Consider the following 25,431-nt stretch of genomic DNA (forward strand, 5'->3'; position numbering starts at 1 on the left):
AAGAGGGTAAAAATGCAGATTATAAACGTAGAGCATCCGTTGCAAGAAAAGCAACGTCCGCTTGAAGATACAGTTTTAATCATGGGCTTTTTTGATGGCGTTCATCTGGGTCATCAAAAAGTTATTAAAACTGGAGTCGAATTGGCTAAGGAACATAACCTAAAGTCCATCCTCTTAACGTTTGATCGTTCACCAAGAACGGTTTATCAACATGAAAAGAATTTTAAGTATTTATCGACGCCAAAGCGAAAAGCTGAGTTGGTTGAAAAATTAGGAGTCGATTATCTATATTTTGTTAAATTCAGTGAAGCGTTTGCTAAATTAAAACCACAAGAATTCGTTGACCAATATATGATTGATTTAAAGGCCAAATATGTTGTCGCAGGTTTTGATTATACTTATGGGAAAAAAGATATTGCCAATATGGCTAATTTGCCAAATTATGCCCGCAATAGTTTTGAAACTGTGACGGTTCCTGAACAGTTGATCAATAATCAAAAGATTGGTTCAAGTGCCATCAAGAGATTCATTACTAGCGATAAAATTGCAATGGCCAATGAATTTTTAGGTTACAATTACCAAAATCAGGGAACTGTAATTCACGGACTGCAAAGGGGCAGGACCTTAGGCTTTCCGACAGCTAATATTGCTGTTGATGGCGACCAAGTTCTGCCTTCAATTGGGGTTTATGCGACGAGAATCAAGGTTGACGGCGTTTGGTATAAATCGATGACTTCTGTTGGCTACAATGTAACCTTTAAAGAAAATACGGGAATAACTGTTGAAACCAATATTTTTGGCTTTGATCGTGATATTTATGGAAAACACGTGAGTGTAGAGTGGGTCAAATACTTACGTGGTGAAATCAAATTCTCTGGAGCAGAAGGTTTGATTGCACAATTAGAATTAGACAAGAAAAATTCAATTGAAATTCTATAAAAAAAGGAAACAAGGATAAATTATTGATTATCATCCGAGTTTCCTTTTTGATTGTTGTCTGAATTTTTAAAAGTAAGTTTGCCGTAAACGACGGGATGCAGCTGTTCGATTATTCGATCCTGTTTATCGAGCTTTCTTAACAGTGATTTCAGGTTAGGATCGTCTTGTGCCAATTTTTCGATTTCCTTGCGTTTTTTGATTCTTTGATAAGCGTCGTCAAGTTCTTCAGCAATTGTTTCACGCTTTCTAAGTTGCGTATACACTTCTTTAGAATATTCCTCAACTTGGTAAATCTGTTCTTGAGGGATGACGGCTAAAATTGGCTTTTTAGCGAATTCTAATCCAGCTTGATAATCGACATTAGTTACGACTGCGCAGACCACAGGCGTTTGATTATAACCACTATTAGGTACGATTACGAGATCATCAACGTGAACTTTAAAACCGGTACTGATATAGGCATAGGTTTTGCCAGCTGTTAATGAAAGTAAACTTGGTGTTTCAATTAAATCTTGATAATCTGAAGTAGTCAAAAATTTGACGCCAATGATTTGATTTTTCAATATTTTGAACCTCTCTAATCGATTTTTACTTCTGAATATCATTATAAACTCTTGTTTAAAATAAAAATGGAAATAATTTTGAAAAATAAGCTTGCATACTTGACACTAATAGGATAGATTGTTATATTTTACATTGTTAGCACTTAGGTATGAATAGTGCTAAAAAGGAGGACGGTATAATGCTATCACAACGTCAAGATGCAATCTTGAGAGAAGTCGTGCGCATATTTACAGATACCGGCCAGCCGGTTGGTTCGAAGACATTGATGAATGAATTACCGTTCCATGTAAGTTCTGCGACAATCAGAAATGAAATGGCAGTTCTTGAAGAAGTGGGCTATCTCGAGAAAACTCATCTTTCTTCAGGAAGAATTCCTTCAGCGATGGGATACCGCTATTATCTTGATAATTTGGTGCAACCAACTAGTGTACCGCAAGATATTGCACAAAGAATCGATGAGGACTTTGGGAAAACTTATCATCAAATCGGTGATATCATTGAACAATCCGCAAAGATTCTGTCTCATCTTACAAGTTATACAGCAATCACCTTGGGTCCAGAGAGCAGTTCGATTCTCTTAACGGGATTTAGAATCGTGCCTTTGAATCCACACCAACTTATGGCAATCATTGTCACAAGTGATAATAATGTTGAGAATAATATTTATACAATTGATGATGATTTTGATACTTCACTGATTGAAAAAATCGTCAATATCGTTAATGACAAATTGGTTGGACAACCCTTGCCAAAAGTTATTAGGATGTTGCATAACGATGTTCCAGCAATTCTTTCCGAGTACATGTACTCAACTAGCGGTCTGTTAGATATGATGGATCAACTGTTTAAGAAAGCTGGCTCAGAGAAGTATTACGTCGATGGGCAATTGAACCTGTTAAATTACGCTAACAATGATGATCTATCGCAAGTTCAGTCGTTATTCTCGATTATCAATCAAAGTAATGATTTAAGAAAGTTATTGGACCCAAGTATTAGTGATGACGGCATCAAAGTTCGTCTCGGTAGTGAATTAGGTAGCGATGCTTTAAAGAATTATAGTATCATTACAGCGAACTACGATGTTGGTCACCATGGTAAAGGTGTAATTGCGTTACTTGGTCCGACAACAATGCATTATTCACAACTGATTGGATTGTTAGGAGAATTCAGAGTTGAATTAGCCAAACGATTGATTGACTATTACTCAAGGTATGATGATTCTTGAAATTAGGAGGAAGCAATGGCAGATAAAGAAAAAAATCAAGATTTGAAGTCAAAAGAAACTGCAGAAAAGTCTACTGCAAAAGATACAGCAGAAAAAACAGCTGCAAAGGATACTTCAAAGACTGATAAGGCAACTGAGAAATCAGCTAAGAAAGAAAATGCTCATCAAGATCCTAAGGATCAAGAGATAAAAGATCTGAAGGCAAAGAATGGGGATTTGGAAGATAAATTCTTAAGAAGCCAAGCTGAAATTCAAAATATGAATAATCGTCATAAGAAAGAAGTTGCTGGCATTCTGAAGTATGACGGTCAAAAATTGGCAACTGAAATTCTTCCAGTGATCGATAATCTTGAACGTGCCCTAGATGTTAAAGCTGATGATGAATCTAGCAAGCAACTAAAGAAGGGTATCGAAATGGTGCAACAACATATGATGAAAGCTCTCAAAGATAATCATGTGACTGTAATCGATAATGCTGGTGAAAAATTTGACCCAGCATCAAGTCAAGCCGTTCAAACTGTTCCCGCTGATGACAAACATCAAAAGGATACAGTCGTTCAAGTTTTGCAAAAGGGTTATAAATTAGAAGATCGTGTGCTTCGTCCAGCAATGGTCGTTGTAGCACAATAATAAAGTTAATAAATTTAATAATATAAAATTAAAAGAGGTTTAGGTTTATGTCAAAAGTTATTGGTATTGATTTAGGTACTACAAACTCTGCTGTAGCCGTTCTTGAAGGTGGCTCTCCAAAGATTATCACTAATCCAGAAGGCGCAAGAACAACTCCTTCAGTTGTTGCTTTCAAAGATGGTGAAATCCAAGTTGGTGAAGTTGCTAAGAGACAAGCTATCACAAATCCTGATACAATTTCATCTATCAAGCGTCACATGGGTGAAGCAGATTACAAAGTTACTGTAGCTGGTAAATCATATACGCCACAAGAAATTTCAGCATTCATCTTGCAACATATCAAGAAGTTCTCAGAAGATTATCTTGGTGAAAAAGTTACAGATGCTGTTATCACAGTTCCTGCATACTTCAACGATTCACAAAGACAAGCTACTAAGGATGCTGGTAAGATTGCTGGTCTAAACGTTCAACGTATCGTTAACGAACCAACAGCTTCAGCACTTGCTTATGGTCTTGATAATGACAAGGGTGACGAAAAAGTTCTTGTTTATGACCTTGGTGGTGGTACATTTGATGTTTCTATCCTTCAATTAGGTGACGGAGTCTTCGAAGTACTTTCAACAAATGGTGATACACATCTTGGTGGTGATGACTTTGACCAAAAGATCATCGACTGGCTAGTTGCTCAATTCAAGGCTAAGAATGGCGTTGACTTGAGTCAAGACAAGATGGCATTGCAAAGATTAAAGGATGCTGCTGAAAAAGCTAAGAAGGACTTGTCAGGTGTTGCTCAAACATCAATCAGTCTTCCATTTATCTCATCTGGCGACAATGGCCCACTTCACTTGGAAGAAACTTTGACACGTGCTAAGTTCGATGAATTAACATCAGATCTTGTTGAAAGAACTAAGGTCCCAGTTGACAGTGCTCTTAAAGATGCCAACTTAACAAACGCTGATGTCGACAAGGTTATCTTAAACGGTGGTTCAACACGTATTCCTGCTGTTCAAGATGCTGTTGCTAAGTGGACTGGCAAGACACCAGATCACTCAATCAACCCTGATGAAGCTGTTGCTTTAGGTGCTGCTATCCAAGGTGGTGTTATCTCTGGTGATGTTAAAGACGTTGTTCTACTTGATGTCACACCACTTTCATTAGGTATTGAAACAATGGGTGGAGTATTCACTAAGTTAATCGATAGAAATACTACAATTCCAACAAGCAAGTCACAAGTCTTCTCAACTGCTGCTGATAACCAAAATGCTGTTGATATTCACGTCTTACAAGGTGAACGTCCAATGGCTGCAGATAACAAGACCTTAGGTCGTTTCCAATTGACAGATATTCCTGCTGCACCTCGTGGCGTACCACAAATCCAAGTTACATTCGATATTGATAAGAATGGTATCGTTAATGTTTCTGCTAAGGATATGGGTACCAACAAGGAACAAAAGATTACTATCAAGAGTTCATCAGGCTTGAGCGATGAAGAAATCGACAAGATGATGAAAGAAGCTAAGGAAAACGAAGAAGAAGATAACAAGCGTAAGGAAGAAGTCGATGTTAAAAATGATGTTGAACAAACATTGTTCGCAACTGATAAGACTCTAAAAGACGTTAAGGGTAAGGTTTCTGACGATGAAATCAAGAAAGCTCAAGATGCTCGTGACGCTTTGAAGAAAGCTCAAGACTCTGGCGATCTTGAAGACATGAAGAAGAAACGTGACGATTTGAATAAGATCGTTCAAGACTTATCTGTAAAACTTTATCAACAAGCTCAACAAGCACAACAAAAAGCTGGCGGCGACAAAGACGCAACTGGCAAGGACTCAACTGATGGCAAGAAGTCAGGCGACGACAATACCGTTGATGGCGACTTCTCAGAAGTAGATCCTGATAAAGATAAGAAATAATCAAAATTATTAATTATTGTGATAAAGAGCAGTGGTTTAATTACTAAAGCCAGTTATGGTATAGTAAAATAATAACTGCTCTTTTGAGCGTTAAAAAGGAATAGGACAAAAATGTCCTGTCACATAAAGGTGATTTAATGGCAGATAGAAATCCATATGATGTACTAGGCGTTGATAAAAACGCTTCTGATGATGAGATAAGAAAAGCCTTCCGGAAACTTTCTAAGAAGTATCACCCTGATATCAATAAGGCTCCTGATGCTGAAGATAAGTTCAAGGAAGTAAATGCGGCTTATGAGATTTTAAAGGATCCTCAAAAACGTGCTCAATATGATCAATATGGTTCTGCTGGAATAAATGGTAGCCAAGGTGGATTTGGCGGCTTCGGTGGCGGAGCTTCCGGAGATCAGTTCGGCGGTTTCGAAGATATTTTCAGTCAATTCTTTGGCGGCGGCGGCGGTGCTCGTCAAAATCCTAATGCCCCTAGACAAGGTTCTGACTTACAATATCGGATGGATCTAACTTTTGAAGAAGGAGTCTTTGGTAAAAAGACTAATATTTCCTACAATCGTGAAGAAGAATGTTCAACTTGTGGCGGTTCTGGTGCCAAACCTGGAACACATCCACAAACTTGTTCAAAATGTCACGGTTCAGGTTATGTTGAAGTTGATCGTCAAACTCCACTTGGTCGTATGCGTACTCGAGTTGTCTGTGATGTCTGCAATGGTACTGGTAAGGAAATCAAAGAAAAGTGCAATATTTGCCACGGTTCAGGTAAGGTAAATGAAAAGCATGAACTCAAGGTTACTGTGCCAGCCGGTGTTGAAGACGGACAACAAATGCGCTTAGATGGCCAAGGTGAAGCCGGAACTAACGGTGGACCATACGGTGATTTGTATATCGTTTTCCACGTCGCTCCAAGTAAAGAGTTCAGACGTGACGGCGCTACAATCTACGCCTCAGTAAATATCAGTTTCCCTCAAGCAACTTTGGGAGATAAGATTAAAGTCAATACAGTTCACGGACCAGTTGAATTGAATGTTCCTAGTGGTACTCAAACAGGAACAACATTCAGATTGCGTGGCAAAGGTGCTCCAGTTTTGAATAGCAAGAGTATCGGTGACGAAAAGGTAACAGTTAATATCGTTACACCTCGTAAATTATCCAGCGAACAAAGAAGTGCTTTGAAGAAGTTTGCTGAAGCCGGTGGCGACAAGGTCAAAGAAAAAGATAGCAATTTTTTCAATAAAGTAAAAGATGCCTTTAAAGGCGAATAAGCTCTTAAAAGAAGAAGTGAGAAGCTTCTTCTTTTTTGCTATCTAGAACATCACGGTACAATAGTGTAAAATAGAAAGAATGAGAAAATATCTGATAGAAGGGAATAATTTATGGATTTAGATCTTGATAAGTTAAAAGAAAGACAAAAAAGAATTCGTAATTTTTCTATCGTGGCGCATATCGACCATGGTAAATCAACCATTGCCGATCGAATTTTGGAAAAAACTAAGACTGTATCTAAACGTGAAATGAAAGCACAGATCCTGGATGATATGGATTTGGAACGTGAACGTGGGATTACTATTAAGTTAAACGCGGTAGAACTAGAATATGAAGCAAAGGATGGCAAGACTTATATCTTCCATCTGATCGACACACCGGGACACGTCGACTTCTCTTATGAAGTTTCACGTTCTCTGGCTGCCTGTGAAGGAGCTTTATTAGTTGTCGATGCCGCTCAAGGTGTTGAAGCACAAACGCTAGCTAATGCCTATTTGGCAATTGATAACGATTTGGAAATCGTGCCAGTTATCAATAAAATCGATTTGCCATCAGCTGAACCCGATAAGGTCAAAGAAGAGATTGAAGAAATGATTGGTATCGATGCTGGATCATCAATTTTGATGAGTGCTAAAACTGGTGTTGGCGTTGACGAATTGCTTGAAAGAATCGTTTCTGACGTTCCAGCACCTACCGGCGATTTGGATAAACCATTGAAGGCTTTAATCTTTGATTCTGTTTATGACAGTTACCGTGGCGTCGTCTTAGATGTAAGGGTCCGTGAAGGCGTTGTAAGGGTCGGAGACACGATTGAATTGATGAGCAATAAGAAGACCTTTGAAGTCACAGAAGTTGGTGTTATGTCGCCTAAGGCCGTTAAACGCGACTACTTGATGGCAGGAGATGTTGGCTATATCACCGCTAGTATCAAGTCAGTTCGAGAAACTCAAGTTGGTGATACGGTTACTTTAGCAAGTAATCCAACTGATGAACCTTTGACTGGTTATCGCAAGAGTAAGCCAATGGTCTTTGCTGGTTTATATCCAGTTGATAATGCTAAATATGAAGATTTACACGAAGCTTTGGAAAAGCTGCAATTAAATGATGCAGCGTTAGAGTTCGAGCCAGAAACTTCTGAAGCTTTGGGCTTTGGTTTTCGTTGTGGTTTCTTAGGACTATTACACATGGATGTCGTTCAAGAACGCTTGGAACGTGATTTTAATCTTGAATTGATTACAACTTCGCCCTCAGTTGACTATCATGTCACAACTAACGATGGCAAAGAGATCATCGTCGATAACCCTTCCGAGTTACCAGATGCTTCAGAAATCAAAGAAGTTCGTGAACCTTATGTCCGTGCCGAAATCATGGTACCAGAAGACTTCGTGGGTCCAGTTATGGAGCTTTGTCAAAGAAAACGTGGCGAGTTCGTAACGATGGACTACTTGGATAAATATCGTGTGAACGTTATTTACAAGTTGCCGCTACTCGAAATTATCTTCGATTTCTTCGATGATTTGAAGTCGAATACTAAAGGTTACGCTTCACTTGATTACGAAGTGGAAGATTATTTACCAAGTCAATTGGTCAAAATGGATATCTTGTTGAATGGCGAACCAGTCGATGCTTTGAGTTTTATCGTCCATAAAGACTTTGCGCAAAAGCGTGGTCGTGATATCGTGGCTCGTTTGAAAGAAGTTATTCCACGTCAAATGTTTGAAATTCCAATTCAAGCTGCAGTTGGGAACAAGGTTGTCGCTCGTTCGAACGTGAAAGCTTATCGTAAGGATGTTACTGCTAAACTCTATGGTGGTGACAGAACTCGTCGTGATAAGCTGTTGAACAAGCAAAAAGAAGGTAAGAAACGGATGAAGGAAGTCGGAAAAGTTTCGATTCCTCAGGAAGCCTTCATGTCAGTCTTGAATCTCAATCGAGGCAAAGAAGACAGTAAAAAATAAGAAAACGCTTATAATGTAATTAGTGAATACATTATAAGCGTTTTTTTAATTGGAGGAATTCTTATGGAAAAATTTGATTCGATTATCATTGGTGCCGGCCCTGGCGGACTTGCAGCTGCTTATAAATTGAAGAGCAGCGGCCAAAAAGTAGCCGTGATTGAAAATAACCTCTGGGGTGGAACTTGTCCTAATCGGGGCTGTGATCCTAAAAAAGTCTTCATTGCAGGAGTTGAAGCACGTGATAAAGTACTTCAGTTGCAAAATAAGGGCTTTTCAGACGTTCCTTACTTAAATTGGAAAGAGATAGAAGAATTTAAAGAAACCTTCACAGATCCCGTTTCTCGTGGCAGCCGTGGAGGAATCGTTAAAGCAGGGATTATGGCAATCGATGGCCAGCCCAAGTTCGTTTCTGAAAATGAGTTGACTGTTAATGGCGAAAATTACCAAGCCGACCACTTCATCATTGCGACCGGGCAACGTCCAAGTTATTTGGATATCCCCGGGAAAAACCTCTTGTTATCAAGTACCGACTTCTTGTCATTGAATAAAATGCCAGAAGACATCACGATTATTGGTGCCGGTTATATTGCCTTTGAACTAGCAACAATTGCTAACGCAACTGGTGCTAAAGTGCATGTTGTCCATCATAATGACCATCCATTAAAAGGATTCAATGAAAAATATGCTTTGGAATTAGTTAAGCAATTGGAAAATAAAGGCGTTGATTTCAATTTCAATATCGATACTAAGTCGATTGAAGCAAAAGATGGCAAATATATCATTAAAGCGGATGATTTTGAATTGACGACTGATTTAGTCTTTGGTGCAACAGGACGGATACCTAACGTTGATGCCTTGGATATTGAAAAAGCTAACGTCAAAGTTGATCGTCACGGTGTGATTGTTAATGGTAAATTGCAATCAAGTAACGATAAAATCTTTGCCATTGGGGATGTTGTTTCGACAAAACAGCCTAAATTGACCCCAGTAGCAGGTTTTGAAGCAAATTATGTCGATGACGTTATTTTGGGTAAGACTTCAGATGATATTGAATTCCCATTGATTCCAACAACGGTTTATGGCAGTCCCAAGTTGGCCGAAGTAGGCGCTAAAGATGGTGCTAAAGTCGTTGATCAAGATGTTACTAGTTGGTTTACTTATCACCGGACTAATGAACCTAAAGCTGAAATTAGAATTGTTTTGAATAATGAAGACCAGATCATTGGTGCCACTGTTTTGAGCAGTGAAGCTGATAGCTTGATTAATTTGTTGACTATGGCTATTAAAGATAAGATGACGCATGAGGATGTTACTAAGCAGATTATGGCTTATCCTACTGACGCCAGTGATTTGGAGTATTTGTTTTAAATAATAAAGCTAAATAGTAAGATAATCGTGATGAGTAATCACGATTTTTTTATTAGGAGAAGAAATTATGTATCGTCATGAGCAAGTACTTACGAATAAAATTCCGGTTAAATTGGTTGTCCACACTAAAAATATTGAAGCGCAAACAGTTTTACGTCATTGGCATCTGGCAGTAGAAATCGATTATATTGTTGATGGTGCGGCAAAATTTGTTGTTAGTGGCGAAGAGATAATTGTTCAAAGTGGTGACTTAGTGGTAATTAACTCGAATGAAATCCATTCAGTTCAGCCACTTGGAGTTAAGCAAAATACATTGTCTTTAACCTTTTTATTACCATATGAATTTTTGAAAAAGGAGATTTCACAGCTTGATGGTCTTTGGCTAATTTCACCCAATTCCAAAGAAAAAACAATCGTAGAAAAACATTTATATCAATATTTTAAAGATACTAAATTATCTAAAAATAAAAATTTATTCTTGAAGCGTGATATCTATCAAATTCTATTAGATTTAGTAAATTATTTAGCTACCAAACGTCAAAACAGGCCTAATATTGTAACGCCACCGATTCTAAATAAGCTATCAAAAGTCATTACGTTTATTGACCAGCACAGTAATGAAAAATTAAGTGTTTCTAAAATTGCTCATAATGTTCATTTAAGTGAAGGGTATTTATCGAGAGTATTCAAAAAGCAAATGGGAACTAGCATCATGAAATATGTTAACTTGGTTCGTTTGATTAAAGCATTTGAAATGTTGACGAATACTAATAAAACGATTGATTCCATCTCTGATTTAGTGGGTTTTCCTAATCCTAAAGCCTTTCGAATGTTATTTCAAAAAAGTTACCAAAAAACACCAGGAAAATATCGATTAGATTTAAAAAGGTCAGTAATTGACTGAAAATAGGTTAAGATAAAACGTTTACAGTAAGCGATTACATAATATTATTAACTTGTTCTTTAAAAAGAAGGAGTTGATAATTTTGACAAAAGTCAATTCAAAGTCATTTATTTTTAAAATCGCTTTGTTATCTATTTCAATGTTATTGATGGCTGCACCAAACATTGCAGCTGCAATACCCTTGATGAGTAAAACCTTTGTTGGACAATCGGATTCAGCTATTGAAACTATTTCAACGATTCCTAATGTAGGTATTATTATTGGTATTTTTCTGAGTAGTATTTTAGTTAATTATTTAGGTCAGAAAAAAACAGTTATTTTGGGTTTATTGATTGCACTAATATTTGGTGTTACTCCAGTTTTCTCGAATAATTATTATTTGGTTTTGAGCTCTAGACTTCTTTTTGGGGTCGGGATTGGATTTTTCAATTCTTTAGCTATTAGTATGATTTCAGATTTTTATCATGGAGATGAAATGTCAACAATGATGGGATTTCAAAGTTCTGTCAGTTCTCTAGGAAGTTCGATTTTATCCTTTTTAGTTGGTTATTTGTTGATTTTTGGATGGCACGCTACATTCTGGATTTATGCAATAGCTTTACCAATTTTAATTATTTTTAGTTTAGTAATCCCTGATGTCAAAGTAGAAAAGACATCATCTGCTCAAAAAGTCCATCAAAAAATAAATTGGGAAGTTTTGTTGATTTCTGTTTTGACGTTCTTTGTCTATGTTTTCTTTATGGTTGTAACTGTTAAATTGGCTAATTTGTTGGATTATAAAGGAATTGGCACTGCCAGCCAAGCAGCAACTATTTTAGGAGGGTTCACCTTAGTTTCAATGCTCGTTGGTTTTGTTTATGGATTTGTCCATAAAGTTTTGAAAAATTTAACTTTAATTATTGGTTTCTTTCTAATGTCAGTTGGATTTTTAGTTTTAGCTAGCGCAAGTTCTTTAACTATGATTACAGTTGGTACAGTAATTATCGGCCTTGGATTTGCAATTGTTATTCCCTTTATTTATACAATTATTAATACAGTTGCACCAGCTGGGTCTAAAAATTTAGCATCGTCAATTATGTTGATTTTTACTAATGTTGGAGTTTTCTTATCGCCAACTTTAATTAATTATTTATCAAGTTTGTTTGGATCAACTACTCCAGATGTCAACATGAAAGTTTGTTCATATGGATTTGCTATCTTATTTGTTCTTTCTGGATTGGTTTATGTATACCAAAAATTTGTTCAAGGAGTGAAAAAAGTTGTTAAGTAATAAATTGCAATTAATGAAAAAGGTTAATGTTTTAAATACAGATTATCAAATGAAATTAGTTCCAGGAATGGATTCAGAAGGGTACTTGGATCCTAAGGCAAAAGATGAGCTTGAAGATTCTATTAAACAAACTAACACTGGTTCATTTGGAAGCGAGGTTGAACAAGATGTTAATGTTGACGAAATCAGATCTTCAATGGGATGGAAGAAAGCCAATCACACTTTGATAAACAAGTTAAACATTGAGAATCAAGTCTTTCAAGGAGTCAAGGTTAGAAGTTATGTTCAAGAAGATTTGCAGACAAAAATTTTGCCGACGATTCTATTTATTCATGGTGGTGGTTTCATTGGTGGCAGTTTGGATAATGTCGAGTTTCCCTGCGAAGCTTTAGCTGATTATGGACAGGTTAAGGTGGTTTCGGTCGATTATGGATTGGGTCCTGAAAATCCTTATCCACAAGGATTGATCGATAGTTATAATGTTTTGAATTATCTGGCTACTAACAAGAAAAAACTTAATATTTCAACGATTACTGTCATGGGTGATTCTGCAGGTGGTAATTTGACTTATAGTGTATCTCTGTTGGATCGACAACTTGGAACAAATTATGTTGATAAGGCCATCACTTTGTATCCAGTAACTTATCAAGGAAATGATTCTGCTAGAAGAAAGTATTTTGATTCACCTAAACAATTAGCTGCTAAAAAAGATGCTAAAGAAATCGATACTTTTATTAATAATTTTAATGGTAGTCAAAAAATGATTAACGATTGGTATATTAAGAGTAATGATTCTGAAAGCATGTATTTGTCACCTCTGAATGCACCTGAGAGTCTCTTGAAAAAAATGCCGAAGACTTTATTTATGGTGGGTGAGTTTGATCCATTGCGTTTACAAGGTGAGGCTTTTTACAACAAAATGAAGTTAGCTGGTGGCGATATTACTTACATTAGATATAATGGTATGATTCATGCCTTTATGGATAAGGTAGGCGATTTCTCTCAAGCAGATGATTGCTTGTTAGAAGCCTTGAATTTCATTGAAAAATAATTAATTTATAAATTGATTGGAAGCATCTCATAATTATTATGGGATGCTTTTTTACTTGTTAATTTGTTATTAATGATTATAAAGATCAATTTCAACTATTCCTAATATTGACGGCTTACCAAAGACTTTAGTTACTTTGCTTGACCAAGTCAGGAACAGTTTTTGGATTGATGGCTATGTAAATTCTAATAATCTATAATTTAATTGTTCCAATCATTTAACCTGAATAAAATCAGCTCAAGTGATTTTTATTTAAATAATGATAATATCTGCGTATACTTTACAAAGCATGTACTTTCAAAAAAGAGAGGTATTGAAGATGTTAAAACAAGAAAATTCAGATAAAAGCTTTTTAGATTGTCCAGTCGCTGGAATCCAAGATATTATTAAAGGTAAATGGACAACCGTGATTTTATATTTTCTCAGTCAGTCCACTCTTCGATTTGGCGAACTAAATCGTAAAATGCCGATGGTAACACAGGCTTATTTGACTAAAGAATTACGAATTTTAGAAAATTATGGTTTAATTCACCGGGAAGTTTATCCACAAGTTCCACCTAAGGTTGAATATTCATTAACAGCAATGGGTAAAAAATTTATTCCTGTACTCGATGCTTTAGAAAAATTTGCGATAGAGTACGAACAAGATAATCAAAAATAAATTCAGAATTCACTCAGCCATAAGTACTGATATCGTTCATTACAATCTAAAAAGATAGTAGCTATTAAACTTATTAGTACTATTTAAAATTATTTGTATATTGTATAGTGAACCGATACAAAAGGTTAGGAGAAATATTTTTAATGAAGAAAATTATTGTTGACGCTTATGGTTCTGTAGATGTAATGAAAGAAATTGAAGTTTCAAAACCGAATCTAAAACCTGATCAAATTTTAGTTAAAACGGCTGCTATTGGAGTAAATGATCCCGATGTAGTGATGAGAAAAAGTGGCCCTTTTCCTACTATGCCAAAAGAAATGAGACCAACTTTACCTCACATGTTAGGTCAAGATTTTTCTGGAGTTGTTTCAGAAGTTGGAGCCTCAGTTACTAAGTTTAAAGTTGGTGATCATGTAATTGGTTTTTCAAAAAATGGGACTTATGCTGAATTTTTGGTCTTGAACGAGACTGATTCAGTAGCCAAAGTTCCCGATGATTTGGACCTTGTACCTTTAGGAGCATTTGAACTAGAAGCTGCTACGGCTTGGAGCGCAGTTGTAAATAATGGTGAAATAAAAAAGGGACAAAAAGTCTTGATTCATGGTGGAGCTGGCGGAGTTGGTACGATGGCTATTCAAATAGCCAAAGATTTTGGCGCCTATGTTATTACAACAGCAAAAGCAAAGCATAAAGATTATTTAATGTCTTTAGGAGCAGGCCAAGTAATTGATTATCAAACGCAAGATTTTAGTAAGTTGGTTAATGATTTGGATTTAGTAGTTAATTTAACTGGGCCTAAAACCTTAAAATCTAGCTATCAAATTATTAAAAAGGGTGGTCGACTTGTTTCAGTCAATGGAATGCCAAGTAAAGTAAAGGCTACTGCATATGGAATTACGGCTACTTATGCTTTTGGTGACTTGTCACAAGACACTTTAGAAAAATTGATTGATTTGTATAGTAACGACAAACTTAAAGTAAACATTAGTCAAAAATATCAATTTAATTTAAATGATGTTAAGCAATCTCACTTGGATTTTGAAAAAGGTAGTAATCAAGGCAAAAGAGTAATTGTTTTTTAGAAAATAAAAAGCCGCTTCCTCAGTTTTTTGACTGAAAAATCGGCTTTAATAAATTCATGAGTTCAGTATATCTGAGCTCTTTTTTAATATTTAATTTTCTTCATAACCATTGAGATGCTTTGACTTAAAATTCCAGGCATCAGTGATGACTTTTTGAACATCGTCATACTTTGGTTGCCACTTCAAAACAGTTCTAGCTTTAGTTGAGTCTGCAATCAAAGTACTTGGGTCGCCGGCACGTCTAGGACCAATTTTAGCAGGAATTTCTTTGCCAGTAGCTTTACGAGCAGCTTCCAAGATTTCTTTATTAGAGAAGCCATTGGATGAACCAAGATTGAAGACGTCGCTGTCATTGCCATCACGCAAGTATTCCATCGCTAGACGGTGAGCTTCAGCTAAATCTTCAACGTGGACGTAATCACGAACATTGGTACCATCTTTTGTGTCATAGTCGTCACCAAAAATCGTCAATTCGTCACGTTGTCCTGCAGCTACTTGAAGAACAACTGGAATCAAGTGAGTTTCTGGATTATGGTCTTCACCGATACTCCCATCAGGCTTAGCACCACCGACATTGAAGTATCTTAAGGCAACAAACTTGATGCCGTAAGCAACATCGCACCAGTGCATGATTTTTTCCATTGCTAACTTGCTTTCGCCATAAGGGTTAGTTGGAACTGTTGGATCAGTTTCCTTAATAGGAATTTGTTTTGGCTCTCCATAAGTTGCGGCAGTTGAGGAGAAGACAATATGCTTAGTTCCAAAATTGTGCATAACTTGCAAGAGTGAAATCATTCCATAAGTGTTGTTATCGAAGTATTTCAATGGATCCTTCATTGATTCAGGAACGATAGAAAAGGCCGCAAAATGAATGACATCAGTGATATCTTCATTTTGGAATAATTTAATCAAAAATTCTTTATCACGAACATCGCCTTGATAGAACTTGGCTTTTTCATTTATTGCTTGTTCGTGACCTGTTGATAGGTTATCTGCTACAATGACGTCGTATCCCATTTCACATAAGTGGTCGACAGTATGTGAACCGATATATCCGGCACCACCTAAAACAAGAATGCTCATAAAATTACCTCCAGATTCATTTATAGGTTTATTATAACTTACTTGACGAGTTTTAAAGGGAGTTAAATAATAGAAAAGTCGGAAAAATTTAAAACTTAACTTTTCTTTCGAGATAAGCTAGTATTAATTTATAATGCAAAATTCATTGAAATGGAATGAAAAAAATGAAGAAATTCTTTTCAATTTTTGGAACTGTCCTTTTACTTTTGATTGCATTAGTCTTGATTTTTAATCAGCCGATTAAAGAGTATGCGGTCAAACGAATCGCACAACGTAATTTAACAACTTTAACGGCAAAAAAAGCTAAGGCTAATTCCAAGAAGAGTGGACAGTTTGATTTTAGTAAGGTCAAACCAATTTCAGCTTCACAAGTTGCCAAAGCTTCAGTTAACAACGATGCAGCTGTGATTGGAAAAATGGCCGTTCCTTCAGTTGACCTTAAGCTACCAATCGTGGTTGGTTTAAGCGACAATGCGTTGTCAACTGGTGGTGGCACCATGAAAAAAAATCAAAAGATGGGTAAATCAAATTATGCACTGGCGGGTCATTATATGACTAATAAAGGTGCCTTGTTTTCACCCTTAGAAAATGCTCAAATTGGTGATTTAGCTTATATCACAAATATGAAACGAGTTTATACTTATAAGATTTATTATAAAAAAATTGTTCCCCCAACAGCGGTTTATTTATTGGATGATGTCAAAGATCAAAGTATTTTGACATTGATTACTTGTGCTGATGGAGGGACCAATCGCTGGGCTTTACAGGGGTCGTTAGTAAGCAGTAAACCAGCTAATAAAAAGACTCTAGCAGTATTTTCTTAAAGATAGCTGAAAAGTTTTGAAAATCGATTTACGAAATTAATAGTAAATGATCTTTCAAGGCTTTTTTTTTACGTTTGAAGATTGCTATAATTAGTAAGTTGTTAGTAGGTGATGGATTGACATTAATAAATTGGGAAAAGCGTAAAAATCCCACAAAAGAAGAAATAACTAAATTTGCTCAAGAGAAGAAACTGACACCTTTAGTTTCAGAGTTACTCTTAGAGCGTGATATCACAAAAACAGTCGACATCGAATCGTATTTGCACAGCAATGCGGATGAATTACAAGATCCCTTTGGCTTGCACGATATGGATAAAGCGCTAGATTTAATCGATCAAGCAGTTGAATCGCAAGCTAAAATTGCAATTTATGGCGATTACGATGCTGATGGCGTTACCAGTACCTCAATTATGAAATTGACTTTGCAAAAATTAGGCAACAAGCCGATTTTTTATATTCCTGACCGTTTTAAGGATGGCTACGGGCCTAATTTAGAACGTTATAAGTTTTTAGCTGACCAGGGCATCGATTTATTAATAACGGTCGACAACGGAGTTAGTGGAAAAGATGAAATCAAATACTTGAAGGATCGTGGCGTGAAGGTGATTGTGACGGACCACCATGATTTGCCAGAAGAATTGCCAGAAGCCGATGCAATCGTTCATCCAAGCATTCCAGGTTCTGAATACATCTGTCCATACTTATCAGGGGCTGGTGTGGCTTTTAAGATTGCTGACGCTCTGTTAGGAGACGAAGCATTGGAGCTGATTGACTTGGCTGCCATTGGTACTGTGGCTGATTCTGTGGCTTTAAAGGGCGAGAATCGGGTCATTGTAACTGAAGGTTTGAAACAGATGAAACAAAATCATCACGTCGGTCTCAGTGCAATGTTGAAAAAATGTAAAATTAAGGCTAGTTCTGTTAGTGAAGAAGATATTGGCTTTAAAATTGCTCCACGAATCAATGCTTTAGGACGTTTGGAGAATGCCTCATCTGGCGTTGAATTATTGACGACTGGGGATGCCTCCTTTGCCAAAGAAATCGTTGATGAAACAGAAGAGATTAATTCCAGACGTCAAGAATTAGTTGCCGCAGCTTTTGCTGATGCCCAGTCACAAATTGCTGACCAAAAAGATAACGGCGTCTTAGTATTAAAAGGCAATAATTGGCATCAGGGCGTTTTGGGAATCGTCGCTAGTAAGGCGATGGATCAAGAAAATAAGCCCGTCTTAGCCACGCAATTTGACGAGAACAGTCAAGTTATGAAAGGTTCTGGTCGCAGTCCTGAAGGATTCAATCTTTTTACAGCTCTAAATTCTCATCGAGATTTATTCACGAGTTTTGGGGGACATGCCCAAGCCTGTGGTTTTTCGATTGAAGAGAGTAAATTGGATGAATTAACGAAGCTAGTTCAAGCACAACCAAAGAAACAAGATTTTGATCCAAAGGCACCTATTGTTAAAAAGTATGACTTGGATTTAAAGGTCAGTGACTTGAACTTTGACTTAATAAAAGAGATTCAACAATTAGCTCCCTTTGGGATGGGTAATCCTAAACCCGTTTTGAAATTGAGCAATGTCAGTTTAGAACAAGCACGGTCAATTGGAAAAGATGCCACGCATTTGAAAACGATGGTGGCCGATAATGGTCATCAGGTTGGTGCAATCGGATTTTCGATGTTTAGTCAGTATCAAAATCTTAATTCTGATATTTGCGATGTTTACGGTGAACTGGGAATCAACGAATGGGCTGGACGAAAAAATCTCCAGTTAATGCTAGATGATTTTCAAGTTTCTCCAAAAGCTCAAAAGATTGGCGAATTGAAGAAAGTTTACTTGGATTATCGTAATAAACGTTTATCTGCTAGTGTTTTAGACCACTTCGATGACATTGTTTTCTTCAATGATGTTTACTATGAAGCAGCTAAGCGTTCTAACGTTAAGGCTAAATTGATTCACTACAATGAAAAGTGTGATGGGAATAATGTTTTGATTTATGACCGCCCACATAATTTGGACTTGTTCAAAGAATTTATTAAAAATAATAAGACGCAACACACAGCGCTATTTTTCCACACGGATTTGACGCAAAGATACTTGGAACCTGATATGGCAAAGATGAAAACGTTATTGAAATATTTATACTCCCATCCTGATATCAAAGCTGATGGCATGGATTTGGTCGCGAAATATTTAGAAATGCAAAAAAATGACGTTGATTTCTATTTAAAAGTGTTTTTTGAGTTAAATTTTGTTAAAATGGTAAATGGCTTTGTTGAAAAGGCTAATGCTTCACAACAACGCGAATTGATTGAATCTCCGACTTACTTGAAGAGATTGAAACGCAATGATGTAGAAAAAATATTAATTGAATCCAACTTTGACGATCTCTTGTCTTGGATAAGTGATTATGATTGCCATTGTTAGATTGAATGGGGAATTTAAAAAATGGATATTGATTTTAAGAAATATGTAGCTAATGTTCAAGATTTTCCAGAACCTGGTGTACTATTTCGAGATATTTCACCATTGATGGCTGATGGTAAAGCTTACGCTGCCGCAACTGATGAGATTGTTAAATATGCCAAGAGTCGTGGTGCAGAAATGATTGCTGGACCTGAAGCTCGAGGATTTATCGTAGGCTGCCCAGTTGCTTATAAGATGGGAATCGGTTTTGCACCTGCTCGTAAAAAGGGCAAGTTGCCTCGTGAAACCGTCTCAGTTACTTACGATCTAGAATATGGCCAAGGGTCTTTGTACATGCAAAAAGATGCAATCAAACCAGGTCAAAAAGTTTTAGTTGTTGATGATTTGATGGCAACTGGTGGCACATTGGCTGCAACAATCGATTTGATTGAGAAATTAGGCGGTATCGTAGTAGGTACGGCTTTCTTAATTGAATTAACGGATTTACACGGTCGTGATAAAATAAAAGGGTACGACATGTTTACTCTTATGCAATATTAATTTAAAATAGACTTGAAGCGATTCAAGCCTTATCTATGGAGAGTTGGCAGAGTGGTAATGCATCGGACTCGAAATCCGACGAACCCGTCTTATAACGGGCGCGCAGGTTCAAATCCTGTACTCTCCTTTATTAGAACAAAAGTTTTCATATATATGAATATAGGAATGCTGTTAAATCAGCATTCCTATTTTTGTATGAAATTTAAATTTTTTTAGCAATAAGGGTAGACATGGCCGTATCTTTTACACTTATAGTTTATCTTTCTATTTAGAACAAAGCTAAATATAAACCAACCAGTAGGGCAATGATATACATGCCTAATTTTCCAGATAATATTTTTGTGCCGAATTCTTTAGAATTACTGATAAAACCTACTATTGCTACGATGACTAAGAGTACTAACCCCCAACCTAGTAGTCTGATGATCATAAATAAATCTCCCTTTAATGTGGTTTCAGCTTTTAATGTCTTCAGATGTTGGACGTGTAATTTAAAAATAATACAATTTTGAGCCTTTACTAAATACTTGTTTAGTTTATAGAGAAAGTTTCTTACATATCTAAAATGACCCTTTGAGAGAGTTCGTTAGAACCCATAATCATTTTAGTTTAGGTAGTTTCTCTACCAATCAACTCGGTTTTTAGGAATAGATGGTTTCTTTTATGATTGCTACTTCGCAATAATTCCACAGCTGAATATCCTTCTTGAAACTTTGGCTGATTGATTGTTGTCAAAGATGGACTAATGATTTTGGATATTATTGTGTTGTCAAAACCAATAATAGAAACGTCTTCTGGAATTTTCAATTTGAATTTTCGTGCGGCTGATATAACAGCTGCCCCGAGTGTATCTGAAACACAGAAAAAAGCATTGGGACGATCAGAGGAATTTAACATTTGAGAAACTATTGGGTAGGCAATGTCATAACTTATTGAAGGCAGAGAAATACACCATTTAGGATTGAATAAAATGTTATGTTCTTTTAATGAACTTTTAAATCCTCGTAAACGTTCTTTAGAATACTTGAAGTCCGTTGGACCATTTAAAATGGCAATTTTATTCTTCCCAGAAAAAATCAGCTCATTAGTGGCTTTTTTAGCAGCTTCAAAGTCATCAACAGAAACGGAAGGAATATTCGATTCAATATTATATTCGCAACATTGAATAACTCTCGTATGTTTAGATAGCATATTTAATAAAGAGGTTGGCAATAGGTTTAACAAAATGATTCCATAAACATTTGAGGTATCTAAGAAATTGATGAATCCTTCGATGGTTTCTTTAGAAATTTCAGTTTGGTCGATAAGGATTCTAAAGTTGTTTGCAGTGGCAGAAGCTTTAGATCCTTCAAGTATTTCCGAGTAGAAGATATTTGTCAGCTCAGGAACATTTACAATAATTAAATCTTTTTTCTTATTATTTTTTATTGAATTAAATTTAAGATTATCAATTGCTTCATCAACTTTTTGAGCAGTATCAGTATTTACTTTAGAGCGATGATTTAAGACTCTGGAAACAGTGGAGGGCGAAACATTTGCTTCTTTTGCCACTTGGTAAGCATTAATTTTAGCCATTAATTTGACCTCCAAAAAAATTGCTAATTATTTCAAAAAATTTCATAAATTATAAATATCATAACATTGTGAAAAAACGGTTTCAATATCATATTAATACTGACTTTAACTTAACAATACATTTATAAGCTAAATGAAATATTTCAAGTTTTTCAGTAATTATTGAAATGTAAGCGGTTATAAAATAAGATTAATTTTGTTGAATTAAGAGAAAGTTGAGGAGAAAAATGGAGAAAAAAGTAATTAATGTTGGAATTATCGGGTGTGGTCGTATTGCTCAAACTAGACATATTCCAGAATATGCATCTAATGAGAATGCTAATATTGTTGGATATTTTGATTTTAATGAGGATCGTGCTAAAGAAATTGCAAAAAAATTTGGAGGCAAAGTTTATGCTTCAGTCGATCAAATGCTAGCAGATTCAAATATTGATGCTGTCAGCGTTTGTGTGACTAATTCCGCTCATGCATCTGTTTCTATCAAAGCATTAAATGCTGGGAAAAATGTTCTTTGCGAAAAGCCAATGGCAACAAGTCTTGAAGAAAGCGAGGCCATGGTTAAAGCAGCAGAAGATAATCACAAGACACTGATGATTGATCAAAATCAACGTTTTGCAAAATCGCATGTTTACGCTAAGAAACTCTTAAAAGAAGGTCAAATTGGAAAAGTTTTAACTTTTAAATCAAACTTCGGACATGGTGGCCCAGAAACATGGAGCGTTGATGGTGGTCCCAATACTTGGTTTTTCGATAAAAATAAGTCCAAATACGGTGCTATTTTTGATTTAGGAGTGCATAAGATTGATTTGATTCAATATCTTCTGGAGAGCACAGTCAAAGATGTTACAGCTAAATTGGCAACTTTAGATAAAAAAGATTCCCAAGGTAATTTAATTGGCGTGGACGATAATGCCATCAGTATTTATGAACTTGAAAATGGTGCTTTAGGGACTGTCACATCAAGTTGGACATATTATGGTGAAGAAGACAATTCTACTATTATTTATGGAACTAAAGGGATTATGAAAATTTATGATGACCCCAAATATTCAATCAAAGTAATTTTAAAGGACGGTGGAGAAATTTTATACAACATCGATCAGATTCAAACAAATAATAACCAAACTAAGTCAGGCGTAATGGATGAGTTTATTTCATCGTTAGTTGAAGACAGAGAACCCAGTTCAGATTCTGGCTCAGTAATCAATACAATGCGTGCAATTTTTGCAAGTATTGAATCAAGCAAAACAGGTAAGAATATTGTAATAAATAAAAATAATTAAAAATGAGGGATGAAGAATGGCTATTTTAATCGCATTAATTCCGTCGCTTTGTTGGGGATCCATTGGATTATTTTCTACAAAATTTGGAGGCAATTCGTCGCAACAAACCCTTGGTTTGACATTTGGCGGCTTGATCTTTGGACTTCTGACTTACTTTTTCTGGGTTATTCCACATGGTTACGTAATGAATAGCAAGATTATTATAATTGGTCTTATTTCGGGTATTTTATGGACCGTGGGACAAGGATTTCAATTTGTAGCTATCAAGTCTATGGGAGTCTCAAGAGCAGTTCCATTATCAATGACAAGTCAAATTGTCGGGAATGCATTACTTGGTGCTGCAATTTTAGGAGAATGGCAAACTGTTCAAACTTGGATTGTAGGCATCATCGGAATCATTTTAATTGTTATTGGTGCTTTTTGGATTCAAACAAAAGAAAAAAGTTACTCAGACTCAGAAAAGAGCAGTTCATTGAGCGGATATATTCCATTAATTTTTTCTACATTAGGATTTATGGGCTATTTTATTGCTCCTAAATTGCTTCAGCGTTGGCTCAATGTTTCCAGTGCTGTTATAAATGCGGATAATGGTGTTCAATACATGATTGCTATTATTTTTCCACAATCAATCGGGATGGTAATAGGCGGCTTCTTATTTGTATATTTGATTACGCATGAAACGAAGAACATGTTTGATATTTCGACGCTTAAAAATTGTATTACCGGGTTTATTTGGGCCATTGGTAATGTGGCATTATTTGTTTCTATTGCTAATCCTAATTTGGGCCAGGCTGTTTCATCAACTCTTAGTTCCTTAGGATTTATTGTTGGAGCCTTTGGTGGGATTTTTCTACTGCATGAAACAAAGACGCATCATCAAATGAAATTAATCACCGCTGGTACGGTGGTTGCAGTTTTAGGTGCTGTTGTAATGAGTAATTTAAGTTATTTTGCTCAAATTCTTTAATAGAAAGGAAATAATTATGAAATTTGGATTTTTAACTGGCTGTTTGAAAAATATGACTCTTGAGGAAAAAATGGAATATGCTCATAAGGTGGGTTTTACAGCATTAGATATCTCATGTTGGCCTAAGCAAAATTCCAGAGATTTTTCGGGTAGCGATATTGATGTTGAAAACTTAACAGATAAAGATGTAGAGACTTTAAAAGCAGCTCAAAAGAAATATAATATTAGTTTCTCTAGCTTGGCTTATTATGACAATATGCTAGATCCTAATCCAGATACTAGAAAAAAGTTTTCCAATCATTTAGTGGCTGTGATTAAAGCAGCTTCTCGATTAGGTACCCCTTTGGTCGGATGTTTTGTTGGAAAAGATCAAACCAAGTCTTTAACTGAAAACTTTGATGAATATGGAAAAATCTTTACAAAGTATGTAAAACTTGCTGAAGATAGCAATGTCAAATTAATGATAGAAAATTGTCCAATGCCTGGTTGGCAAGAAGACGGTTTACCAGCAACGATTTCATATTCTCCTGAACTATGGGATGAAATGTTTAGAAGAATTCCAAGCAAAAGTATTGGCTTAAATTTTGATCCATCTCATCTTGACTGGCTTCACATTGATTATCTTCAAGCATTACGAGATTATAAAGATAGAATTTTTCACATTGATGCAAAAGATATGATTGTCGACGAGAATAAATTTTCTTATTATGGAATTTATGGCAAAAAATTAAATAGAACTCAACCAGAAGATTTAGGATTCTGGACACCGGTTATTCCAGGATTAGGTGATATTAATTGGTCTCAATTTTATGATGTTATGAAGGAAATTGGATTTGATGGTTGTTTCAGTATTGAACACGAAGATAGAAGATTTGCAGCAAATAATGCTGAAGTTGAAAAAGGATTAGAATACTCGTTCAATCACCTAAATCCAATAATTCATGATTTTGTTGAAAAGTAGTTTTGAGGATTTGATCTTTTTTTAGATGTACTATTAGATATAAATAAGCACAGATAAGGTAAAAAACTTATCTGTGCTTATTTGAATATACCGATTAAAAAACTTTAGAAAGGCTTATATTTTTCCGATTAATAACCGTATTGATTTGATGGATCACCATTAGAATTTAATGAGCCATTTTCCATTTGCTGTTGAGTCTGTTTTTCTCCAAATGTCTTCATGTTATCAGGAGTACTTTGTAAAGCCTGTAATGTAGACATACCTTGTTGCGTTTTGTAAAGAGCAGGAGATACGCCATATTTGTTAACAAAACCACTCAAAGTGTTTTCATCATAAGAAATATTACTATCATTTGTTTGTTGGGACTGAGATGGTGCAGCACTTTGCTGAGTTTGCTGCTGACTTTGTTGGGTGCTGTTATTTGATGAGTACGATGATTGTGAAGATTGGTTAGGTACTTGTCCTTGTGACTGCTGATTGTTATTTATTGGCTGTTTGCTAGCCGTTTGATTCGTATTTTGAGAATCGTTTTTAGATTGATTTTTGTCCGTAGATTCCTTTGATGTTTTTTCTTTGGTAGGAGAAACTTTCTTTTTATTATTGGTTTTCTTCTTTTTTGAAATTAAAGAAGATTTATTTTCCTTTTTGTTAGAAGAAGCAGTTGATTTATTATTTGAACATGCTCCAAGTGATAAGACAGTAGTTATCAGAATCAGTGAACTAATTAATCGTTTCATTTTCTTCTCTCCATTTCTTCCTAAAATATATTGTTTTTATTTTTAAGAATTGGAATTAAATGATTATCGAAAATTACAAGAACAAGTTAGCCACTTGTCCAAAAATAAATACGAAATATATCAGTACCAGAAAAGTACATTTCTAAACTCCACAGAAACTAGTGAATAGTTCCCGTGGAGTTTTGTAGTTTA

Annotated in this window: 23 protein-coding genes and 1 tRNA gene; 19 read left to right on the forward strand and 5 right to left on the reverse strand. The window is 35.8% G+C overall.

The window, feature by feature from the left end; genetic code table 11:
- Positions 1-12 precede the first annotated feature (12 nt).
- Positions 13-939, forward strand: coding sequence for a riboflavin biosynthesis protein RibF (ribF, locus tag FHL05_RS07505; RefSeq protein ID WP_153384531.1), 927 nt, complete (start codon positions 13-15; stop codon positions 937-939).
- A gap of 20 nt (positions 940-959) precedes the next feature.
- Here the strand turns inward: ribF and FHL05_RS07510 are convergent, their stop codons facing one another.
- Entirely contained in the window at positions 960-1,502 is a 543-nt protein-coding gene (locus tag FHL05_RS07510; protein WP_153384532.1) for a hypothetical protein, read from the reverse strand.
- 179 nt (positions 1,503-1,681) lie between these two features.
- Here FHL05_RS07510 and hrcA point away from each other — a divergent pair, with 179 nt between their 5' ends.
- The 11 genes from hrcA to FHL05_RS07565 all read left to right on the forward strand — a co-directional run bounded on the left by hrcA (position 1,682) and on the right by FHL05_RS07565 (position 14,843).
- Entirely contained in the window at positions 1,682-2,728 is a 1,047-nt protein-coding gene (hrcA, locus tag FHL05_RS07515) for a heat-inducible transcriptional repressor HrcA (protein ID WP_153384533.1), read from the forward strand.
- Between the two features lie 15 nt (positions 2,729-2,743).
- Positions 2,744-3,358 (forward strand): nucleotide exchange factor GrpE, encoded by a 615-nt coding sequence (gene grpE / locus FHL05_RS07520; RefSeq protein ID WP_153384534.1) that lies wholly within the window; start codon positions 2,744-2,746, stop codon positions 3,356-3,358.
- Between the two features lie 47 nt (positions 3,359-3,405).
- Positions 3,406-5,271 (forward strand): molecular chaperone DnaK, encoded by a 1,866-nt coding sequence (gene dnaK, locus FHL05_RS07525; protein WP_153384535.1) that lies wholly within the window; start codon positions 3,406-3,408, stop codon positions 5,269-5,271.
- A 137-nt stretch (positions 5,272-5,408) separates the two neighbouring features.
- Positions 5,409-6,548: a molecular chaperone DnaJ gene (gene dnaJ / locus FHL05_RS07530; RefSeq protein ID WP_153384536.1), complete on the forward strand. Its 1,140-nt coding sequence runs from the start codon at positions 5,409-5,411 to the stop codon at positions 6,546-6,548.
- Positions 6,549-6,659: 111 nt separating this feature from the next.
- Positions 6,660-8,507 carry a translation elongation factor 4 gene (lepA, locus tag FHL05_RS07535; RefSeq protein ID WP_153384537.1) on the forward strand — a complete coding sequence of 616 codons (1,848 nt, stop codon included), beginning with the start codon at positions 6,660-6,662 and terminating at the stop codon, positions 8,505-8,507.
- A 63-nt stretch (positions 8,508-8,570) separates the two neighbouring features.
- On the forward strand, positions 8,571-9,875 hold the full coding sequence (locus tag FHL05_RS07540) for a dihydrolipoyl dehydrogenase family protein (protein WP_153384538.1): 1,305 nt from the start codon (positions 8,571-8,573) through the stop codon (positions 9,873-9,875).
- A gap of 67 nt (positions 9,876-9,942) precedes the next feature.
- A complete protein-coding gene (locus FHL05_RS07545; protein WP_153384539.1) occupies positions 9,943-10,779 on the forward strand; it encodes an AraC family transcriptional regulator in 837 nt (278 codons plus the stop codon).
- Positions 10,780-10,861: 82 nt separating this feature from the next.
- A complete protein-coding gene (locus FHL05_RS07550) occupies positions 10,862-12,049 on the forward strand; it encodes an MFS transporter (protein ID WP_153384540.1) in 1,188 nt (395 codons plus the stop codon).
- Positions 12,039-13,100 (forward strand): alpha/beta hydrolase, encoded by a 1,062-nt coding sequence (locus tag FHL05_RS07555; RefSeq protein WP_153384541.1) that lies wholly within the window; start codon positions 12,039-12,041, stop codon positions 13,098-13,100. The genes FHL05_RS07550 and FHL05_RS07555 overlap by 11 nt, the downstream gene beginning before the upstream one ends.
- 319 nt (positions 13,101-13,419) lie before the next feature.
- Complete coding sequence (locus FHL05_RS07560) at positions 13,420-13,761, forward strand: winged helix-turn-helix transcriptional regulator (protein WP_153522391.1); 342 nt, start codon at positions 13,420-13,422, stop codon at positions 13,759-13,761.
- Positions 13,762-13,904: 143 nt separating this feature from the next.
- Entirely contained in the window at positions 13,905-14,843 is a 939-nt protein-coding gene (locus tag FHL05_RS07565) for an NADP-dependent oxidoreductase (RefSeq protein ID WP_153384543.1), read from the forward strand.
- A gap of 90 nt (positions 14,844-14,933) precedes the next feature.
- Here the strand turns inward: FHL05_RS07565 and galE are convergent, their stop codons facing one another.
- Positions 14,934-15,926 carry a UDP-glucose 4-epimerase GalE gene (galE, locus tag FHL05_RS07570; RefSeq protein ID WP_153522393.1) on the reverse strand — a complete coding sequence of 331 codons (993 nt, stop codon included), beginning with the start codon at positions 15,924-15,926 and terminating at the stop codon, positions 14,934-14,936.
- 164 nt (positions 15,927-16,090) lie between these two features.
- On the opposite strand from galE, the gene FHL05_RS07575 reads away from it, so the two are divergent.
- The 4 genes from FHL05_RS07575 to FHL05_RS07590 all read left to right on the forward strand — a co-directional run bounded on the left by FHL05_RS07575 (position 16,091) and on the right by FHL05_RS07590 (position 19,843).
- Positions 16,091-16,750, forward strand: a complete 660-nt coding sequence (locus tag FHL05_RS07575; RefSeq protein WP_153384545.1) for a class A sortase — start codon at positions 16,091-16,093, stop codon at positions 16,748-16,750.
- Positions 16,751-16,866: 116 nt separating this feature from the next.
- The gene (recJ, locus tag FHL05_RS07580; protein WP_153384546.1) at positions 16,867-19,176 is read left to right on the forward strand and encodes a single-stranded-DNA-specific exonuclease RecJ; all 2,310 of its coding nucleotides are present in this window, start codon (positions 16,867-16,869) and stop codon (positions 19,174-19,176) included.
- Between the two features lie 21 nt (positions 19,177-19,197).
- Entirely contained in the window at positions 19,198-19,716 is a 519-nt protein-coding gene (locus FHL05_RS07585; RefSeq protein ID WP_153384547.1) for an adenine phosphoribosyltransferase, read from the forward strand.
- A gap of 37 nt (positions 19,717-19,753) precedes the next feature.
- Positions 19,754-19,843, forward strand: a tRNA-Ser gene (locus tag FHL05_RS07590).
- A gap of 141 nt (positions 19,844-19,984) precedes the next feature.
- On the opposite strand, the gene FHL05_RS07595 is transcribed toward FHL05_RS07590, so the two are convergent.
- A complete protein-coding gene (locus FHL05_RS07595) occupies positions 19,985-20,146 on the reverse strand; it encodes a hypothetical protein (RefSeq protein WP_153384548.1) in 162 nt (53 codons plus the stop codon).
- Between the two features lie 179 nt (positions 20,147-20,325).
- Positions 20,326-21,291 carry a LacI family DNA-binding transcriptional regulator gene (locus tag FHL05_RS07600; protein WP_153384549.1) on the reverse strand — a complete coding sequence of 322 codons (966 nt, stop codon included), beginning with the start codon at positions 21,289-21,291 and terminating at the stop codon, positions 20,326-20,328.
- Between the two features lie 227 nt (positions 21,292-21,518).
- On the opposite strand from FHL05_RS07600, the gene FHL05_RS07605 reads away from it, so the two are divergent.
- From FHL05_RS07605 to FHL05_RS07615, 3 genes are read left to right on the forward strand one after another with little or no spacing between them, the layout of a single operon-like run.
- A complete protein-coding gene (locus FHL05_RS07605; RefSeq protein ID WP_153384550.1) occupies positions 21,519-22,574 on the forward strand; it encodes a Gfo/Idh/MocA family protein in 1,056 nt (351 codons plus the stop codon).
- Between the two features lie 16 nt (positions 22,575-22,590).
- The gene (locus FHL05_RS07610) at positions 22,591-23,541 is read left to right on the forward strand and encodes a GRP family sugar transporter (RefSeq protein ID WP_153384551.1); all 951 of its coding nucleotides are present in this window, start codon (positions 22,591-22,593) and stop codon (positions 23,539-23,541) included.
- Positions 23,542-23,557: 16 nt separating this feature from the next.
- Positions 23,558-24,502 carry a sugar phosphate isomerase/epimerase family protein gene (locus FHL05_RS07615; protein WP_153384552.1) on the forward strand — a complete coding sequence of 315 codons (945 nt, stop codon included), beginning with the start codon at positions 23,558-23,560 and terminating at the stop codon, positions 24,500-24,502.
- A 128-nt stretch (positions 24,503-24,630) separates the two neighbouring features.
- Here FHL05_RS07615 and FHL05_RS07620 read toward each other — a convergent pair whose 3' ends face one another.
- Positions 24,631-25,239, reverse strand: coding sequence for a hypothetical protein (locus FHL05_RS07620; protein WP_153384553.1), 609 nt, complete (start codon positions 25,237-25,239; stop codon positions 24,631-24,633).
- Positions 25,240-25,431: the final 192 nt, after the last annotated feature.

Origin of the sequence: Companilactobacillus halodurans, from assembly GCF_009600995.1 — a bacterium.
Taxonomy (GTDB): domain Bacteria; phylum Bacillota; class Bacilli; order Lactobacillales; family Lactobacillaceae; genus Companilactobacillus; species Companilactobacillus halodurans.

Bases quoted from the DNA above. Each gene is read 5' to 3' on its own strand.
- ribF (WP_153384531.1), top strand. From the start codon at position 13: ATGCAGATTATAAACGTAGAGCATCCGTTGCAAGAAAAGCAACGTCCG.
- hrcA (WP_153384533.1), top strand. From the start codon at position 1,682: ATGCTATCACAACGTCAAGATGCAATCTTGAGAGAAGTCGTGCGCATA.
- grpE (WP_153384534.1), top strand. From the start codon at position 2,744: ATGGCAGATAAAGAAAAAAATCAAGATTTGAAGTCAAAAGAAACTGCA.
- dnaK (WP_153384535.1), top strand. From the start codon at position 3,406: ATGTCAAAAGTTATTGGTATTGATTTAGGTACTACAAACTCTGCTGTA.
- dnaJ (WP_153384536.1), top strand. From the start codon at position 5,409: ATGGCAGATAGAAATCCATATGATGTACTAGGCGTTGATAAAAACGCT.
- lepA (WP_153384537.1), top strand. From the start codon at position 6,660: ATGGATTTAGATCTTGATAAGTTAAAAGAAAGACAAAAAAGAATTCGT.
- FHL05_RS07540 (WP_153384538.1), top strand. From the start codon at position 8,571: ATGGAAAAATTTGATTCGATTATCATTGGTGCCGGCCCTGGCGGACTT.
- FHL05_RS07545 (WP_153384539.1), top strand. From the start codon at position 9,943: ATGTATCGTCATGAGCAAGTACTTACGAATAAAATTCCGGTTAAATTG.
- FHL05_RS07560 (WP_153522391.1), top strand. From the start codon at position 13,420: ATGTTAAAACAAGAAAATTCAGATAAAAGCTTTTTAGATTGTCCAGTC.
- FHL05_RS07565 (WP_153384543.1), top strand. From the start codon at position 13,905: ATGAAGAAAATTATTGTTGACGCTTATGGTTCTGTAGATGTAATGAAA.
- galE (WP_153522393.1), bottom strand. From the start codon at position 15,926: ATGAGCATTCTTGTTTTAGGTGGTGCCGGATATATCGGTTCACATACT.
- FHL05_RS07575 (WP_153384545.1), top strand. From the start codon at position 16,091: ATGAAGAAATTCTTTTCAATTTTTGGAACTGTCCTTTTACTTTTGATT.
- FHL05_RS07585 (WP_153384547.1), top strand. From the start codon at position 19,198: ATGGATATTGATTTTAAGAAATATGTAGCTAATGTTCAAGATTTTCCA.
- FHL05_RS07595 (WP_153384548.1), bottom strand. From the start codon at position 20,146: ATGATCATCAGACTACTAGGTTGGGGGTTAGTACTCTTAGTCATCGTA.
- FHL05_RS07600 (WP_153384549.1), bottom strand. From the start codon at position 21,291: ATGGCTAAAATTAATGCTTACCAAGTGGCAAAAGAAGCAAATGTTTCG.
- FHL05_RS07605 (WP_153384550.1), top strand. From the start codon at position 21,519: ATGGAGAAAAAAGTAATTAATGTTGGAATTATCGGGTGTGGTCGTATT.
- FHL05_RS07610 (WP_153384551.1), top strand. From the start codon at position 22,591: ATGGCTATTTTAATCGCATTAATTCCGTCGCTTTGTTGGGGATCCATT.
- FHL05_RS07615 (WP_153384552.1), top strand. From the start codon at position 23,558: ATGAAATTTGGATTTTTAACTGGCTGTTTGAAAAATATGACTCTTGAG.
- FHL05_RS07620 (WP_153384553.1), bottom strand. From the start codon at position 25,239: ATGAAACGATTAATTAGTTCACTGATTCTGATAACTACTGTCTTATCA.